General features: G+C 63.9%; 13 protein-coding genes. 4 read left to right on the forward strand and 9 right to left on the reverse strand.

What is annotated here, in order from left to right:
* Positions 1–17 precede the first annotated feature (17 nt).
* On the reverse strand, positions 18–1,334 hold the full coding sequence (locus tag BRW65_RS01425) for an amidohydrolase family protein (protein WP_084187649.1): 1,317 nt from the start codon (positions 1,332–1,334) through the stop codon (positions 18–20).
* 91 nt (positions 1,335–1,425) lie between these two features.
* Between BRW65_RS01425 and BRW65_RS01430 the strand changes: the two genes are divergently transcribed.
* Positions 1,426–2,514: a mandelate racemase/muconate lactonizing enzyme family protein gene (locus BRW65_RS01430; RefSeq protein WP_073870362.1), complete on the forward strand. Its 1,089-nt coding sequence runs from the start codon at positions 1,426–1,428 to the stop codon at positions 2,512–2,514.
* 5 nt (positions 2,515–2,519) lie between these two features.
* On the opposite strand, the gene BRW65_RS01435 is transcribed toward BRW65_RS01430, so the two are convergent.
* The 6 genes from BRW65_RS01435 to BRW65_RS01460 form a co-directional block, all read right to left on the reverse strand.
* Positions 2,520–3,404, reverse strand: coding sequence for an oxidoreductase (locus tag BRW65_RS01435; RefSeq protein ID WP_073870365.1), 885 nt, complete (start codon positions 3,402–3,404; stop codon positions 2,520–2,522).
* Complete coding sequence (locus tag BRW65_RS01440; protein WP_073870367.1) at positions 3,401–4,654, reverse strand: acyl-CoA dehydrogenase family protein; 1,254 nt, start codon at positions 4,652–4,654, stop codon at positions 3,401–3,403. The genes BRW65_RS01435 and BRW65_RS01440 overlap by 4 nt, the downstream gene beginning before the upstream one ends.
* Positions 4,651–5,790 (reverse strand): acyl-CoA dehydrogenase family protein, encoded by a 1,140-nt coding sequence (locus BRW65_RS01445; RefSeq protein ID WP_073870370.1) that lies wholly within the window; start codon positions 5,788–5,790, stop codon positions 4,651–4,653. The genes BRW65_RS01440 and BRW65_RS01445 overlap by 4 nt, the downstream gene beginning before the upstream one ends.
* A 163-nt stretch (positions 5,791–5,953) precedes the next feature.
* On the reverse strand, positions 5,954–6,721 hold the full coding sequence (locus BRW65_RS01450; protein ID WP_244167950.1) for an SDR family NAD(P)-dependent oxidoreductase: 768 nt from the start codon (positions 6,719–6,721) through the stop codon (positions 5,954–5,956).
* Positions 6,722–6,779: 58 nt separating this feature from the next.
* Positions 6,780–7,559: an SDR family NAD(P)-dependent oxidoreductase gene (locus tag BRW65_RS01455; RefSeq protein WP_073870372.1), complete on the reverse strand. Its 780-nt coding sequence runs from the start codon at positions 7,557–7,559 to the stop codon at positions 6,780–6,782.
* Between the two features lie 26 nt (positions 7,560–7,585).
* Positions 7,586–8,536: an SDR family NAD(P)-dependent oxidoreductase gene (locus BRW65_RS01460; RefSeq protein ID WP_073870375.1), complete on the reverse strand. Its 951-nt coding sequence runs from the start codon at positions 8,534–8,536 to the stop codon at positions 7,586–7,588.
* A gap of 101 nt (positions 8,537–8,637) precedes the next feature.
* Here BRW65_RS01460 and BRW65_RS01465 point away from each other — a divergent pair, with 101 nt between their 5' ends.
* Positions 8,638–9,771 (forward strand): steroid 3-ketoacyl-CoA thiolase, encoded by a 1,134-nt coding sequence (locus BRW65_RS01465; protein WP_073870378.1) that lies wholly within the window; start codon positions 8,638–8,640, stop codon positions 9,769–9,771.
* Between the two features lie 93 nt (positions 9,772–9,864).
* Here the strand turns inward: BRW65_RS01465 and BRW65_RS01470 are convergent, their stop codons facing one another.
* On the reverse strand, positions 9,865–10,686 hold the full coding sequence (locus BRW65_RS01470; RefSeq protein WP_139272811.1) for a VOC family protein: 822 nt from the start codon (positions 10,684–10,686) through the stop codon (positions 9,865–9,867).
* Positions 10,687–10,858: 172 nt separating this feature from the next.
* Between BRW65_RS01470 and BRW65_RS01475 the strand changes: the two genes are divergently transcribed.
* Positions 10,859–12,088 carry an amidohydrolase family protein gene (locus BRW65_RS01475; protein ID WP_073870383.1) on the forward strand — a complete coding sequence of 410 codons (1,230 nt, stop codon included), beginning with the start codon at positions 10,859–10,861 and terminating at the stop codon, positions 12,086–12,088.
* 68 nt (positions 12,089–12,156) lie between these two features.
* On the opposite strand, the gene BRW65_RS01480 is transcribed toward BRW65_RS01475, so the two are convergent.
* Positions 12,157–13,740, reverse strand: a complete 1,584-nt coding sequence (locus tag BRW65_RS01480; protein WP_167373976.1) for a class I adenylate-forming enzyme family protein — start codon at positions 13,738–13,740, stop codon at positions 12,157–12,159.
* A gap of 78 nt (positions 13,741–13,818) precedes the next feature.
* Here BRW65_RS01480 and BRW65_RS01485 point away from each other — a divergent pair, with 78 nt between their 5' ends.
* On the forward strand, positions 13,819–15,006 hold the full coding sequence (locus BRW65_RS01485) for an amidohydrolase family protein (protein ID WP_073870389.1): 1,188 nt from the start codon (positions 13,819–13,821) through the stop codon (positions 15,004–15,006).

Raw genomic sequence — 15,006 nt, forward strand, 5'->3', positions numbered from 1 at the left:
CGCGTCACCGCAAAGAATCAATCCTCGGTTCCGCCGCGGATGGCCGCCCCCATCCGCACCTTCATCTCTCCGTAGGTCAGCGCGGCCTTGCCCGGTTTGGGAGCCCTTCCGGCCGCGACCTTCGGTGCCGAGAAGTCCATATCGGTGATTCGGTTGCGCAGAGCCGCGACGGTGCAGGTGTCCCGGCCCAATCTGCTGACGGCGTCGAAGCGGTAGATCCGCGCGGCATTGCGCCATGTGATCGCTTCGACCTCGTCAGGTGTACAACCTTCCAGCTGCGCGGCGAGCTGTTCTGGCGCGTCGGGCCAACTGCTGTCCGAGTGCGGGTAATCCATCTCCCAGCAGATCGTCTCGACCCCGATGCTGTGGCGGTTTGCAATACCGCTGCGGTCACGGATGAAGCAGGACACAAAATTTCGGCGAAAGACATCGGTCGGCGTCAGCCCGTCGCCGAGATCGTCGCCGGTCCACGCGCGCTGACGGGAGTAGACGTCCTCGAATCGCTCGAGCAGGAACGGGATCCAGCCGATCCCGCCCTCGGACAAAGCGAAGGTGATCGTCGGGAATTTCCGCACGATCGGCGAGAACAACAGATCCGCGGTGAACCGCTGGGTGTCGACGGCGGACATGGCGTTCCAGGCGAGGTAACTGGTCATATCGGAAGGTACGGGTACCCCGCCGCCCGTGCCGATGTGGATGTTGACGACGGCGCCTTCTTCGCACACGGCCTCCCACAGCGAGTCCCACTGCGGATGTTGCCAAGGCGGCTGGCCGTACTTACCGATGTGCTGCGGAACGGTTACGGCATGGCAACCCTGCTCTGCCAAGCGGTGGACTTCGCCGGCAGCCAGGATGGGATCCCACAACGGCAGAATTCCAAGAGGTATGAACCGGTCGGGGTGGCGGCCACACCAATCTTCCAGGTGCCAGTCGTTATAGGCGCGGACCATCGCTTCGGAGACATCGCGGTCACCGTGAAAGGTGAATAGGGCGCCGGAGAACATCGGAAATGACGGAAAGCACAACGACGCCAGCACGCCCGAAGCGTTCATATCATCCACCCGCGCGTCGACGTCATAGCAACCCGCCCGCATCTCCTCGAAGCGGGAGGGTTCGAAACCCCATTCGTCGTTCGGGCGGCCCGCGACGGCATTGAGAGCGATGTTCGGCAGTCTGAGCCCCGAATACTCCCAGTAGCAAGAGCCGTCCGGCTCCTCGACAATTCGCGGGGCATCATCGATGTACCGACTCGGCACCCGACCCTGGAACATATCGGCGGGCTCGACGGTGTGGTCATCAACGCTGATCAGCACAAGGTTCTGCGGGTCGATCACCGTTTCACACTAAACGTCGGAATGGTCTATATCAATGCAAACTATGCAACTATTGCCTTGCGCGGTGACAGTCGGATATCAGGGAGGTGCCATGAAGGTCACCGGTTTACGCACCACGATCGTGCGCCTGCCGATCGATCCAGCCATCGGCCTCGGCGGTCAGGGCTCGATCCGGTCGGCGGATTGCGTTCTGACCTTCATCGACACCGACGAAGGCCTGACCGGCGAGGGGCTCGTCTTCACGCTGAACAATCGCGGCCTCACCGTGATCCATGCAATGGTCCGGCAGCTGAGCGATCTCGTGGTCGGTCTGGACCCGTTGATGAGCGGCTCGCTGAACGCACGGGCCGGCCAGGACGTGAACTTCCTGGGCAAAGGCGTAGCGACCATCGGCGTCGCGGCAATCGACATGGCGCTCTGGGATTTGAGAGGTAAAGCCGCAGGGCTGAATGTCGCGCACCTTATCGGTGCGTGCCGGGCGTCGGTACCCACGTATGCCAGCGGCGGGCTGTGGCAGCACTTGACGATCGACGAATTGCAACAAGAGGCAAATGCTCTGGTAGCGAAGGGGTTTCGCGCAGTCAAGACCCGTATCGGGGCCGCCGATCCACACGAGACGGTCACTCGGGTCCGCGCCGTTCGAGAAGCGATCGGACCTAGCATCGCGCTGATGGTGGACGCGTACCAGCAATTGACTGTCACACAAGCGATTCGGATCGGCCGCATGTTGGAGGGAATGAACCTGACATGGTTCGAGGAACCGGTACTCTGCCACGACCACACCGGTGAGGCGGAGATACGGCGGGCCCTGGACACCCCGCTGGCGTCGGGAGAGAGTGTGTTTACCCATCGGGGCATTCTCGAGTTACTGCAAGCCGGCGCCGTCGATGTGGCTATGCCGGATCTGCAGCGGATGGGTGGCCCGACAGGGCTTCTCAAAGCCGGCCAGCTGTGCGAGGCGTTTTGCACCCCTTGTTCCCCGCACCTGTTCACCGAGATGAGCCTCGCGTTGCTGGCCGCGATGCCGAGCGGCTATTTCCTCGAGTACATGCCGTGGTTCGAGGCGATCTACCGCGAACGGATCCAGTTGGATAGCGACGGGAACTCAGTGGTGACCGACCGACCCGGATGGGGCTTCAGCTTCGATCCCGAACAGGTCCGGCGGTATTGCGCATCCTGACGGAATCACCCCGGACCATCGCTGGCGGCCGCTAGCAGCGGCACCAGCACATCACTGATCGGTGTCGCCAGACGATGTTCGATGCCCTTGCGGATGATGACTCCGTTGCGGATGTCCCACTCCAACGGCAATCCCCGCCCCCGGTCGGTCAGGATCGACGTGGTGAGGTCCTCGGGAAGCTTTGCGAACATGCCCGCGACCTTGGCGATATCCGCATCGCTTAGCCGGGCACCGTCGGCACGCGCGACGGCGGCACACTCGGCCATATAGCCGTGCGCCAATTCGCTGATGTCGTCGCGGCGAAACATGCCTGACCGACGTCCCGAGAGGGCCATCAGACCGGCGAGCGCATTGGCCAGCAACTTGCGCCAGCTCTCGGACAGGAAATCTGCGCTGGTCTCGAGCGTCATCCCCGGACACCGCATCAGACGCGCGAGCCGCCGGCCCGCCGCTGTCTCAGGCAACACCACGCGCACCGGAGTGCGCACCAGCACTCGCCCGTCGCCGTCGATCTCCGATGAGAACCACAGGACCGCGGGAACCAGGTGCGACGACGGACACAGCGCTCCGACCCGCTGGGCCTGTTCTATGCCGTTCTGCAACGCGCACACCACCGTCCGCTCGTCGCAAAGCCGGGCCAACCACGCACCCGCCGCGGCGTTCTGCGTGTCTTTTACCGCAAACAGCACCACATCGAATGGGCCGTCGACATCGCGAGGGTCGGTGTGCACGGGTCCCGGAAGCACGATTGGCTCTGCGCCCTCCCGGCAAACGGTGATCGAGTCGCGGTGAGTGCGACCGCACAGCAACACCGGCCGACCCGCCGCGTGCAGCATGCCCGCGACCGTCGCACCGATCGCGCCGGGACCGACAAGCGCAATTCGGCTCACGCGTCGCCGTCGGGTCTGCGGCGGCTTCGCAGGACCTCGGAGAACGGGATCCGGGTATCCACCGACGGCTCACGGGGCAGACCGAGCAGTCCTTCAGAGATCAGATTGCGCTGCATTTCGTTTGATCCGCCACCCAACGCCACACCCCGGCTCACCACCCAGTCTTCGCCCGCGCCCCCCACCATCGGCTCGTCGCCGTCCCAGATCACGCCGTCGCATCCGTGCACGGCCAGAGCGACTTTGGACTCGCGCGGCACGTTCATCCCGAGATGCAACTTGTCAACCGAACCCCAGCTCGCCTGCAGCGCGCCGATTCGGATTCCGGTGTCGATTCTTTCCCCTGCGAACTTGGCAACCTTGCGCTCGATGTAGGCATCGGCTATCTGGTGGCGCAGGCCTTCGGTCGAACGGCGTCGTTGCGCGGCCTTGACCAAGGCGGTGGGGTCGGCGCTCGGTGCGCTGCCCAAGCCGTCGAAACGATCGGCAAGCCCGTATCCGTGCGCTGCGCCCGTCGCCGCGAGCCGCTCGTGTGCGAGCAGCGCCTTGGCCACCTTCCAGCCTTCGTTGACCTCTCCGACAATGTGGTCAGCGGGAATGTGGACGTCGTCGAAAAACTCTTGGCAGAAGTCCGCCTCCACACCATTAGCCTGCCGGATCGGCGCAATGGTGACCCCTTTGACGTTCTTCAGCGGTACGCACACCATGGACAATCCCGCGTGCTTGGGTACCGAGAAATCGGTGCGCGCCAGACACATTCCCCAGTCGGCCACCGTCGCCGACGTGCTCCACATCTTGGCCCCGTTGAGCACCCAGTCGTCGCCGGCGCGGTCGAGCCTGGTCAGCGCCGCGGCCATGTCGGAGCCGCCACTTGGTTCGGAGAGCAACTGAATCCACTGCTCGTCGCCCCGCAGGATGCGGGGCAGGTGGCGATTTTTCAGGACCTCGCTGGCCGTCTCGAGGAGCGTCGCACCCAGCATCGCGATGGACACGCAGAAAGACCGCGGAACGCGGTGGCCGGCGGCCGCCTCGTCGAAGAACGCCTGCTGGTGACGTAGCGTCAGCCCGGCCCCGCCGTACTGGCTGGGCATCGCAATCCCGGCGAATCCCCCATCGAAAAGTAGTGCCTGCAGTTCCCGCTCCGAAAGCGAATCATCCCCCAGGACTGGAAGGTTGGCGATCACCCAGGTTCTGGCGCGGTGGGTGAAGTCTTCGACGCTCTCCATCGTTGCGTTCTCAGTCTGCGCAGTCATCGGCTCGACACCAGCCCGAGTCCGTCGACCAAGGCCTCCTTGTGCATCTCGGGAGCACCGTACAGAGCACGGTCCAAAGCGACCCGCCGGGAGAAGACATGGGCGTTGTGTTCCCATGTCACGCCGATGCCGCCGTTGATCTGCACGCAGTCGTCGACGATGTCGAGTCCGACGTCGGGTACGTATGCCTTTGCAATCGTGGCCAGTTCGCGAGCATCGGCTTGCTGCTTGTCGAAAGCCAAGGCGGCCGCGTCGGCGATCGCACGCGCGAACTCCAGCCGCTGCAACAGATCCGCGAGGCGATGTTTGATGGCCTGGTACGCGCCGATCGGCCGACCAAAGGCGTAACGGGACTTGGCATATTCGATGGTTTGCTGGAAGAGCTCGCCCGCTGCTCCGTTGATCTGCGCACACTGCAGGATCACCGCGAGTTGCAGCATGCGGTCGACCGCCTCGGCCGCTCCGCCGAGGTCACCCACCACGGCGTCGGCGGGTAGCCGAACGTCGACCAGGCCGAGCGTGCCGAACCGCCGCACCATGTCGATGCTGCGGCCCGGTGTGATCTCGACGCCAGCCGCATCCGTTGGAACCACGACCTGGCACAGCCCGGCGTCACTCCTGCCCGTGACCAACAGCCAGTCCGCGGACCCAAGGGCTTCCACATAGCTCTTGCGGCCGTTGATCACCACGAAGTCGCCGACCGGCTCGATTGCCGTTGTCAGCGCCGAGGTCTCCCAGACATCGCCCGCCTCGGCAAACGCCCACGTAGCCACCGAGTCACCGGACAGCAGCCCGGGCAACAGATCGGCCTTCTGATCCGCTGAGCCGTACGCGTCGATAGCGAATGCCGTCAGAGACACCGGCAAGAACGGCCCGGGTCCCACCACCCGCCCGACCTCCTCTGCGACGATCGCCGCGTCGCACGCCGGCAGGCCGGACAAGGATCCGCCGCCACTATCCTCGGAGACCAGCAGCGAAGTCCAGCCGATCGCCGCAGCACGGGACCACCAACGGCGGTCGAACCCCTGTGCCCATTGCCATTTTTCGCGAATTTCACTCAGCGGTGTCTCGCTCAGCAGAAAACGACGCGTCGTCTCGCGAAACAGCTCCTGTTCCTCGCTGAGTTCGAACCTCATCGCGGCAGAACCACCTCTGCGTGGTCGATGCCGCGACCGGGCTCGATTTTCACGATCGCCTCCACCCTCGCGGATCGACTCGACATTCGAATGCGCTAGTTTATCTTACTGATTGTCCCGTCCGAAATCCGGTCGTTGCCGGTTCCGGCTCGGTCAGCCCAAATCAAGAAGTCAAATATCCGCCATCGACGGCGTACGTCGCGCCCGTGATGTAGGCCGCGGCGCCCGTGCATAGAAAAAGTATCGGTCCGGTGATGTCCTCGGGGTTCGCCGCTCGCCCCATCGGAATGCGCCGCAACTCGGCTTTCAGAAGTTCGGGGTTGGCCATCGCCTCTGCTGATCTGGCGGTCAGCGTGAGACCAGGCGCTATCGCGTTGACGCGGATGCCATCCTTCGCCCATTTGCGGGCCAGGTTCATGGTGAGCATCACCAGTCCCGACTTGGCGGCGCCGTAGCCCGGGAACGGTGCAGTCGTACGGAAAGCCGCCATCGAGCCGACATTGACAACCGCTCCCCCGCCTGCCGCTGCACTATCCCTGAGCATGGGATGTAAGCCGACAGTCAGCCTCATTGGACCCGTGAGATTCACCGCCACCGCTTCGGCGAACCCGCTCGGGTCCCATTCCCTCACTCCGCCGGGCATTGCACCGCCGGCATTGTTGACGAGGACATCGAGCCGGTCAATGGCACCGACGACGGCGTCCACCGACTCCGGCGAGCCCAATTCGCACTGGAGGTATTCGAACCCGTCAAGGTCGACGTCATAGCCGCTGGCCGAAGCGCGCCGCCCCGTCACGGTTACCGCCGCGCCCGCGTGCGCAAACGCCATTGCCGTGGCATGCCCGATTCCGCTGGTAGCTCCCGTCACCAGCACGCGGGTACCGGTGAAGTTGAAGGCTGCCGAATTCGTCTGCCCCACATTGTCCGTCACGTTGCCTACCTCGCGGTCCCGGGCGATAGCGCCGGCTCAGCCGGCAATAAGCGACCACCTATCGCGGTGCGTACGCGGCACCGCCGTCAATGTAGAACGGATGTCCCGTGAGATACCCGGCCGCGTCGCTGGCAAGGAAGACGACGACGGGCGCCAGATCCTTCTCCGTATCACCGGCATACCCGATGGGGAACGATGACTCGATCATCGTGCGATTCTCCGGGCTGAGCTCCATCCATGCCTTCATCCCCTCGGTCAGGATGGCAGGGTAGATCACGTTCACCGTGATGCCGAACTTGCTCCAGTCGGTCGCCGCAGCATAAGTCAGTGAGGCAATCGCGCCTTTGGACATTGCATAGTGTCCGAAGTTCGATACGCCGCCCCGAGAGACGCCCGAAGCGGTATTGATGATCCGACCCCAATTCTGCTTCTTCATGTACGGGAAGCAGGCCTGCATGAACCGCAGGCTTGCGACTGGTCCCGAATACAGTGCTGTATGGATGGTTTCGTCGTCGAGATCCTCCCACTCGACGGGATCGACGGCGCCTTGTGCGTTGTTGATCAAGACGTCGACCTTGCCGAAATGTGACACGGTTTGATTCACCACCTCGTGAATCTGGTCCTTTTCCCTGACGTCGCACTGCAACGCGACACACTGGCCACCGGCGCCCGTTATCGCGTCGCGCACGGCGACGAGCTCGTCGTAAACGATGTCGCAGACGACGACCGCGGAACCTTGCGCCGCGAGGGCTTCGGCCTCGGCCTTACCAATGCCGCGCCTGGCCCCGGTGACGATGGACACCTTGCCCTCGAGTACACCCTGCTGCGGCACGTCCATTTCTCCTTCGTCGGGCGCGGGCGGCGCTATCGGGGACCCAGCTGGCCGAGCTTGCCCCAGGTCGGACGGGCAAGTGCGACAACGTCTTCGGCCGAGTAATTTGGGGTATCCTCGGTGAACGCGCCATTGAGCGCCCCGCTCACTTCTTCGAAGTTCCACCGCCCGTTCTCGGCATCCCACCGTCGGGCCACCGTCGGTGGCGCGAGCTGGACGATCATCGGGCCGTACGCTACGAATACGTGGCCGCTCACACCCCTTGCTGATGGGGAAGCGAGCCACGCGACCAACGGAGCGACCTGGTTCGGGTGAAACATGGCGTCGTCGTCCGGAACCGCGCTGCCGAACAATGGTGCGGTCATGTCGGTCTGCGCGCGCGGACACACGGCGTTGGCGCGAACGCCGAAGCTTCCGCACCCGCGGCTCGTCGTGAGGGTCAGCGCCACGATGCCGCCTTTGGCCGCAGCGTAATTCGGCTGACCCGGCGAACCGTTGAGATAGGCCTCCGAGGAGGTGTTGACGATCGCGGCCTCGACGGGCTCACCGCGTTCCTTGGCCAAGGCGCGCCAGTAATTGGTCGCCCACCTGGTGGTGTTGAAGTGTCCGGTCAGATGTACGCGCACGACGGCATCCCACTCATCGGCGTTCATGTTGAAGATCATCCGGTCGCGCAGGATGCCCGCGTTGTTCACCAGAATGTCGAGGCGGCCGAATTGTTTCGTTGCGGCCTCGATCAATCCCTTGGCCGCCTCGAAGTCGCCCACGTCAGCGTGGTGTCCGACCGCCGTCCCGCCCGCGTCGGTGATCTCCCGCACCACGGCGTCCGCGTGAGACGGACCGCCGTCGCGCGGGGCAACGTCGTTGACGATCACCGTGGCGCCGAGCTGAGCGAGTTGCAGGGCCTCGGCCTTGCCCAGGCCCTGCCCCGCGCCGGTCACGATGGCCACCCGGCCACTCAGGTCTTGTGCGCTGGCGCTCACGATGTCCTCTCGTCACACCCGGAAACGATGTCGCTATATGATTTAAAGAATATGGTGCATTGTGCAGGGTACATGTTGCTGAGCCCGATTCGGGAGGCTTGATGTCGAAAAAAGCGGTGATCGTCGAGGCCGTCCGGACACCCCTCGGAAAGAAGGGCCGGGGGCTGGCCCACCTGCACCCAGCCGAGCTCCTCGCCGCCGTCTTCACGGAGCTGTTCAAGCGGACGGGCGTGGATGCGGCCGACGTCGATCAGGTCATCGGGGGCTGTGTCACCACAGCCAATGAACAGGCAGGCAACATCACCCGCAGCGGCTGGCTCACTGCAGAGCTACCCATCACTATCGGTGCCACGACGATCGACTGCGCCTGCGGTTCAGGCCAGCAGGCCAATCATCTGATCTCGTCGATGGTCGAGGCTGGGGCTATCGACGTCGGTGTGGCCTGTGGGGTCGAATCGATGAGCCGGGTGGCCCTGCACGCGAACAAGCCGGCGGGTGTGCACACGATTCGCCCCGACAATGCTTCGTGGGAATACCCGACTCAATACGAGGCGGCGGAACGCATCGCCAAGTTGCGTGGGCTGACTCGCGACGATCTCGATGCGTTCGGCCTACGATCGCAGCAGCTGGCCGCTCGGGCCTGGGCAGACGGTGCCTACACCGACGAAGTAGTTCCGCTGGCAAGCCCAGCCGGGCTTGTCGACCGCGACGAGGGCATTCGGGATACGTCGGCGGAAAAGCTGGCCACGTTGGCGCCACTCGCCGAGGGGGCGATGCACACCGCGGCTACCAGCTCGCAGCTGACCGATGGCGCCGCGGCGGTGTTGTGGATGAGCCACGAGCGGGCCATCGCTCTGGGGCTACGCCCCCGCGCCAGGTTTCGCGCCCACAACCTGACCGGAAGCGATCCCTATTACCTCCTGGATGGTCCGGTTGAAGCAACCGCCCGGGTGCTCGACCAGGCGGCAATGAAACTCGGCGATATCGACCACTACGAGGTCAACGAGGCATTCGCATCGGTGCCGCTGTCCTGGGCGCGTGTTCACGACGCCGACATGGACAAGCTGAATCCCAACGGGGGGGCTATCGCGCTGGGGCATCCGGTCGGCTGCACGGGCAGCCGGCTGGTCACCAGCGCCGTTCATCACCTCGAACGGGCCGATCGGACAACATCATTGATCACGATGTGTACGGGTGGTGCGATGGCTACCGCCGCCGTGCTCGAGCGGCTGTAACGCCTGGCTCCCCGTCAGGCCAAGAGGTCGATGACTCCATCTCGATGCTCCCCGAGTAGCGCGTCGCAGATCGGGCACCAGCCGCACCCAAGTTCAGCTCGCGAGTTCCATCAGTAGGCCACGATTGTGTTCGGGCGCCAGGGCAACGCTGTCTGGGTGATCCCCCGGGCCGACGACGACGCCGCGCCGCGCGAGATGCCCGCAGGCCTTGGCAATGTCGGCGACCGCGAGGACGATCGACCGGATGCCTTCACCATGCCGACACAGGTGATCTTCGATCACGCCGGGCCCGAGTGGGCTGATCAGCTCAACGACGGTGTCAGCCAGCTGAAGCCCGGTGACCCTTGCCCCGATGTGGGGACGTTCTTCGTCGTAGACAGCACAAACATCAAAGGTGTCGCGATAGAAGTCGACGGCGGCGGCGTGCCGCGCCGTGGCCACGCTGTAGCGCTTGAGGCCGGCCAGCCCCATCGGATGCTCCTCACGCCAGTACTCGGCGGATCTGAGCGGTTCGAGCCACTCGACCACGCCGTCGCGATGGAAGTTGCCGGCATAGAACTCGAACGCGACGCCGTGGGTGTCGGCCGGATCGGTATGGATGGCCACGCCGATGTCGCGTACGAGCCCAATGTCGCGTTCGGTGAGGTTCCGCCTAACCGAATCGAGTTCGCCCACTTCGTATTCGACGCCGATGTAGTGGGCTCCGTAGCGGGAGTTGAGGAAGAAGTCGTTGGGCGCGAACAGTTCGATTAAGACACCGCCGAGATAGAGCAGGCCTGCGTGCCAGTTCGTGTTAGGCAAGTCCAGAACGAATTGCGCTCCGAACAGGTCGCGAAAGTGCGAGACCGTCGCCTCGAAGTCGGGTGCGACGATGTTGAGGTGCTGCATCTCCACACATGTGATCCGATCGGGCATCAGGCCGCCGTCCACTCAGAGTTCTCGTTGACCGGTTAGCCGGCCTACAGTTACCGTCATCAGTATAATGATTAAAACCTTATGACTGTCCGCGAGCAGACCCAACATCGAGGCGACGTGTTCAGTGCATGCAGGTTCGCATCGGTTGTCAACAGCGAGAGGATTATCCGCGATGATCATCGACGCCGACGCCCATGTCTGCGAGCCCCCGGACACCTGGACCTCGAGAATGCCGTCAAAGTGGGGCGAGCTGATACCTCGTATCAAGCGAAACGAGGAAATCAATGCCGACGTCTGGTGCATCGGGGACACCGTGATGAACACGCTGGCGTTCAGCGTCTTCTACCGAGAACCAGGTGACGATCGTCCGCACCGGCGCCAAGATGATTTCCCCGAGACGCCGCGGTTCGTCGACGAGGTGCATCCGTCATCGTGGGATCCGTCTGAGCGGGTCAAGGTCATGGATGAGGTCGGGGTCAACATGGCCGCCTTGTACCCCAACCTCGGCCTGACCATGCCGGAACCGTTCCAGCGCATAGCCGGCGCGACGCTCGACTTCCAGTTCGATCTGATCGCGGCGTACAACGATTTCGTATTGAGTTGGGCCGAGCGCGAACCCGGTCGGTTCATCCCCCTCGCGGTGGTGCCCTACTGGGACCTGGACCGCTGCGTGCGGGAGGTGGAGCGCTGCGCCGAGAAGGGCCACAAGGGCTGGGTCATGACGGGCACCCCGGAATACCACGGCGAGCCGCACCTCGACGACAGGCACTGGGATCCGTTATGGGATGCGCTCAGTGCGTCGGGCAGCCCCGTCGCCTTCCACGCCGGCACGACGGCGAATCCCGCGGAGTACATGTACGACGAAAAGACGCGCACCGTCGGTGGCAGTCGAGTGCGGGCGGTGACCGACGTGGTCCGGTCATTCTTCGACAACGCCAAGGCAACCACCAACTTGCTGATGTCGGGGGTATTGCACCGTTATCCCGACATGAAGTTCGCCATCGTCGAAAGCGGCGCCAGCTGGGTGCCGTTCATGCTCGAAGCGCTCGACGTTCATTATCTGCGCTACCGGCCGTGGGAAGTGCGGCCCGAGCTGTCCGCGGACATGCTTCCTAGCGACGTCTTTCGTCGCCAGGTGTTCGTCAACACGTGGTATGAAAATCTGCGTGGCGACGATTTCGCGCTGCTGCCGATCGACAACATCATGTTCGAGACCGACTATCCGCACCCGACCTGTCTGTTCGGCAGCGAGGTCCAGGAATCCCTGGAACAGAATCTGACCGCCCTGAGCCCCGATGACCGGGAAAAGATCGCCTACCGAAACGCCATGCGGTGCTTCAACCTCACAGAGGACGAAATCGGTCCGATCAACGGCCTCGCGTCGACGGCCGCGCAGCGGTAGTCGGCGCTGCGGCTCTTGGCCAGCATTGCAGCAACAGCGCCGGAAAGCCCGCAGCCGCCTAGCGCCTGCTAATCCAGCAACATGCGTCGCAGTTCGCGTTTCATCACCTTTCCCGCTGCGTTTCGCGGCAATTGCCGCATCGTGTGAACGTGGCGCGGGACCTTGAAATCCGCCAGCCGCGCGGCGCAATGAGACTGCAAAGCCTCGATCGTGGTCGGGGACCCATCGCGCAACACGACGATGGCTTGCACCTCCTCACCGAGACGAGGATGCTCGCGTGCGATCACGGCCGCGTCGAGGACGTCCGGGTGGGCCATCAGCACGGCTTCCACTTCGGCCGAGGCGATGTTGTAGCCGCCGCGCACGATGATGTCCTTGAGCCGATCGCAGTGGTAGGCGAACCCGTCGCTGTCGAGTCGAACCAGATCACCCGAGCGCAGCCACCCGTCAGCGGTGTACGCGGCGAAAGTCGCGTCATCGTCTTCCCAGTAACCCGACATCATCGAAGCGCCGCGCAGCACCAGCTCACCTTCGCAGTCCGGTCCGACGTCGGCGCCCTCCGCATCGACCACTCGGAACTCGGTGGTCGCGCCGGCGGCTCGGTTACCGATGGAACCAATCTTGCTCAGCGCATAGTCTTCGGCCAGATACAGCCCGCCAGGCCCGGCTTCGGTGAGACCATATGTCTGCATCAGCCCGGCCCCGGGAATGGCCTCACGCAGCCGCTCGATCGTTGCGGGCGCCATGCTTGCACCACCGTAATCGAGAATCCGCAGTGAGGACAGGATCGCCGGGTCGGAATCCTCGAGAAGGCCGCTCTCCAACCAGAATTGGTAGATCGCCGGCACAGCGACGTACACGGTGCTCTGGCACTGTTCGATCAGGGTCAGGCTCGCTGCAGTGTCGGTGCCGTCGACGACGTACGTTGCCCCCGTCCACAAGCACGACAAACCGTTGAAGTGCAGACCGGCTCCGGAAAAGATCGGAAACGGGCTCTGCAGCACGTCGATGCCCGGGCGCAGCCGGAACGCGTCCGCCCATCCGATCCCGGCGGCCAGGGCAGAACCGTGCGTGTGTACGACCCCCTTGGGGCGCCCGGTGGTCCCGGACGTGAACAACACGACCGCCGTCGAGTCCTCACCTACCGCGATGCTGGGTGCTAGGCCCCCGCTGCCGTCCCCGAGTTGCCCCAGACGGTGGCACTCCACGTCACTGCTTGCGATGTGCAGCGCCCGCCGCGTCAGGTCCTCGTGCAATGCGGCGGACAGGACGAGGGCCGGCCGAACCCGATCGATGATCGCGGCAATCTCGGGAGCCGCAAGGCGCGGGTTGAGCGGGACCCCAACCGCTTGCGCGCGCAGAATGGCGTGATGGGTGACCAATGCGGTAACCGAATCGTCGTTGTCGGCAAGCCATACCACCCGATCGCCTGGGCGGATGCCGTGGCCGCGGAGGGCCGCGGCTGACGTCACGGCCTGCGCGCACAGCTCGCTGAAGGTCAGCGAGGATACCTTCCCCGCGGCCTTCCCCACCACCGCCGCCGTATCGGGCCACCTGGCCGCTGCGCGATCCAATGCGGCGGGAATCGTCCGGGGGGAAATCGCCGCCGGTAGCGGTATCCGGGCCCGTGCGTCGGACCTCGTCTTCGCCATCAGGGCTCCTTGCCTGGGACGCCGCATTACCGGCTAATTCGCTTATATGTCTATATTATTGTCCTGAAGGAGGCTGACATGGTTGATGGGCTGCTCGACTATGGGATTTTCGACGGTGACACGCACATCTACGACCGGGAAGATACCTTCTCGCGTTATCTACCAGCCCGTTACGCCGATCAGGCGGTCCACGTCGGCACCGACAACGGAGTGTGGGCGGCATTCGTGGGCGACCGAAAGATCAAACTGCTGGACGCCGCGTTCGGGCCAAACGGCGAGGTCGTCAAGCCAGGGTCGCTGAAGGAGTTGCTGCGCACGATGAAGAGCGCCGAAGGCGAGACTCCCTACCAGTGGCAGCCCGTCGAGGACCACTACATCTATCGCGACGCCCGGCTCGAAATGATGGACCGCCAGGGCGTCGAACGTGCGTTCCTGTTCCCGAGCATCGCGATCACCATCGAGGGCATGTACGACGACATCGACGCGCTGTATGCGCAGTTCCATGCCTTCAACCAGTGGTACGACGACGAGTGGGGCTTCAATTACCAAGACCGGATATACGCGACGCCCTACATCAGCTTCCGCGACCTTCAGTCCGCGATCAAAGAGGTCGAGTTCGTCATCGAAAGGGGCGCACGGGCGGTCACGCTGCGGGCGGGTTCGGGATTCGGCCGCTCCCCTGGCGACCCATACTTCGATCCGATTTGGGCGCGCCTGAACGAGGCCAAAGTCGTTGCGACATATCACATCAGCGATGCCGGTTATAACAAGCTCATCGGCCCCGAATGGGGCCAGGACCCGGATCCCGCCGCCCGGTTACAGTCGGCGTGGCAGTGGGCCAACACGTACGGTGACCGCCCGATCATGGACACGCTGTCGGCGTTGATCTATGACAACGTGTTCGGTCGTTTTCCCGATCTTCGGGTCGCTGTCGTCGAATACGGCGCGGAATGGCTGCCATACTTCATGGGCCGTATCGACAAGATGCGCGGTATGGGCCGGCAGGGCCCGTGGATCGGAGGGCAGCTGAAGGAACGGCCGACCGCGATCGCGCGCCGACACATCAGGGTCGTCCCTTTCCCCGAGGACGACACGCGTCGACTGGCGTCGCAGGTCGGATCCGACATGTTGATGATGGGCTCGGACTATCCGCATGCCGAAGGTCTCGCCGAACCGGCGTCGTTCGTAAACAAACTCGAAGGCATGGACCCCGCCGACATCCGACGCATCATGCGGGACAACGGCGTCGAGCTGGTCAGCCGCTGA

Source organism: Mycobacterium paraffinicum (assembly GCF_001907675.1).
Taxonomy (GTDB): Bacteria; Actinomycetota; Actinomycetes; order Mycobacteriales; family Mycobacteriaceae; genus Mycobacterium; species Mycobacterium paraffinicum_A.

Excerpts from the sequence above, each read along its gene's own strand:
- BRW65_RS01430 (WP_073870362.1), top strand. The coding sequence starts at position 1,426 with ATGAAGGTCACCGGTTTACGCACCACGATCGTGCGCCTGCCGATCGAT.
- BRW65_RS01440 (WP_073870367.1), bottom strand. The coding sequence starts at position 4,654 with ATGACTGCGCAGACTGAGAACGCAACGATGGAGAGCGTCGAAGACTTC.
- BRW65_RS01445 (WP_073870370.1), bottom strand. The coding sequence starts at position 5,790 with ATGAGGTTCGAACTCAGCGAGGAACAGGAGCTGTTTCGCGAGACGACG.
- BRW65_RS01455 (WP_073870372.1), bottom strand. The coding sequence starts at position 7,559 with ATGGACGTGCCGCAGCAGGGTGTACTCGAGGGCAAGGTGTCCATCGTC.
- BRW65_RS01465 (WP_073870378.1), top strand. The coding sequence starts at position 8,638 with ATGTCGAAAAAAGCGGTGATCGTCGAGGCCGTCCGGACACCCCTCGGA.
- BRW65_RS01470 (WP_139272811.1), bottom strand. The coding sequence starts at position 10,686 with ATGCCCGATCGGATCACATGTGTGGAGATGCAGCACCTCAACATCGTC.
- BRW65_RS01475 (WP_073870383.1), top strand. The coding sequence starts at position 10,859 with ATGATCATCGACGCCGACGCCCATGTCTGCGAGCCCCCGGACACCTGG.
- BRW65_RS01480 (WP_167373976.1), bottom strand. The coding sequence starts at position 13,740 with ATGGCGAAGACGAGGTCCGACGCACGGGCCCGGATACCGCTACCGGCG.
- BRW65_RS01485 (WP_073870389.1), top strand. The coding sequence starts at position 13,819 with ATGGTTGATGGGCTGCTCGACTATGGGATTTTCGACGGTGACACGCAC.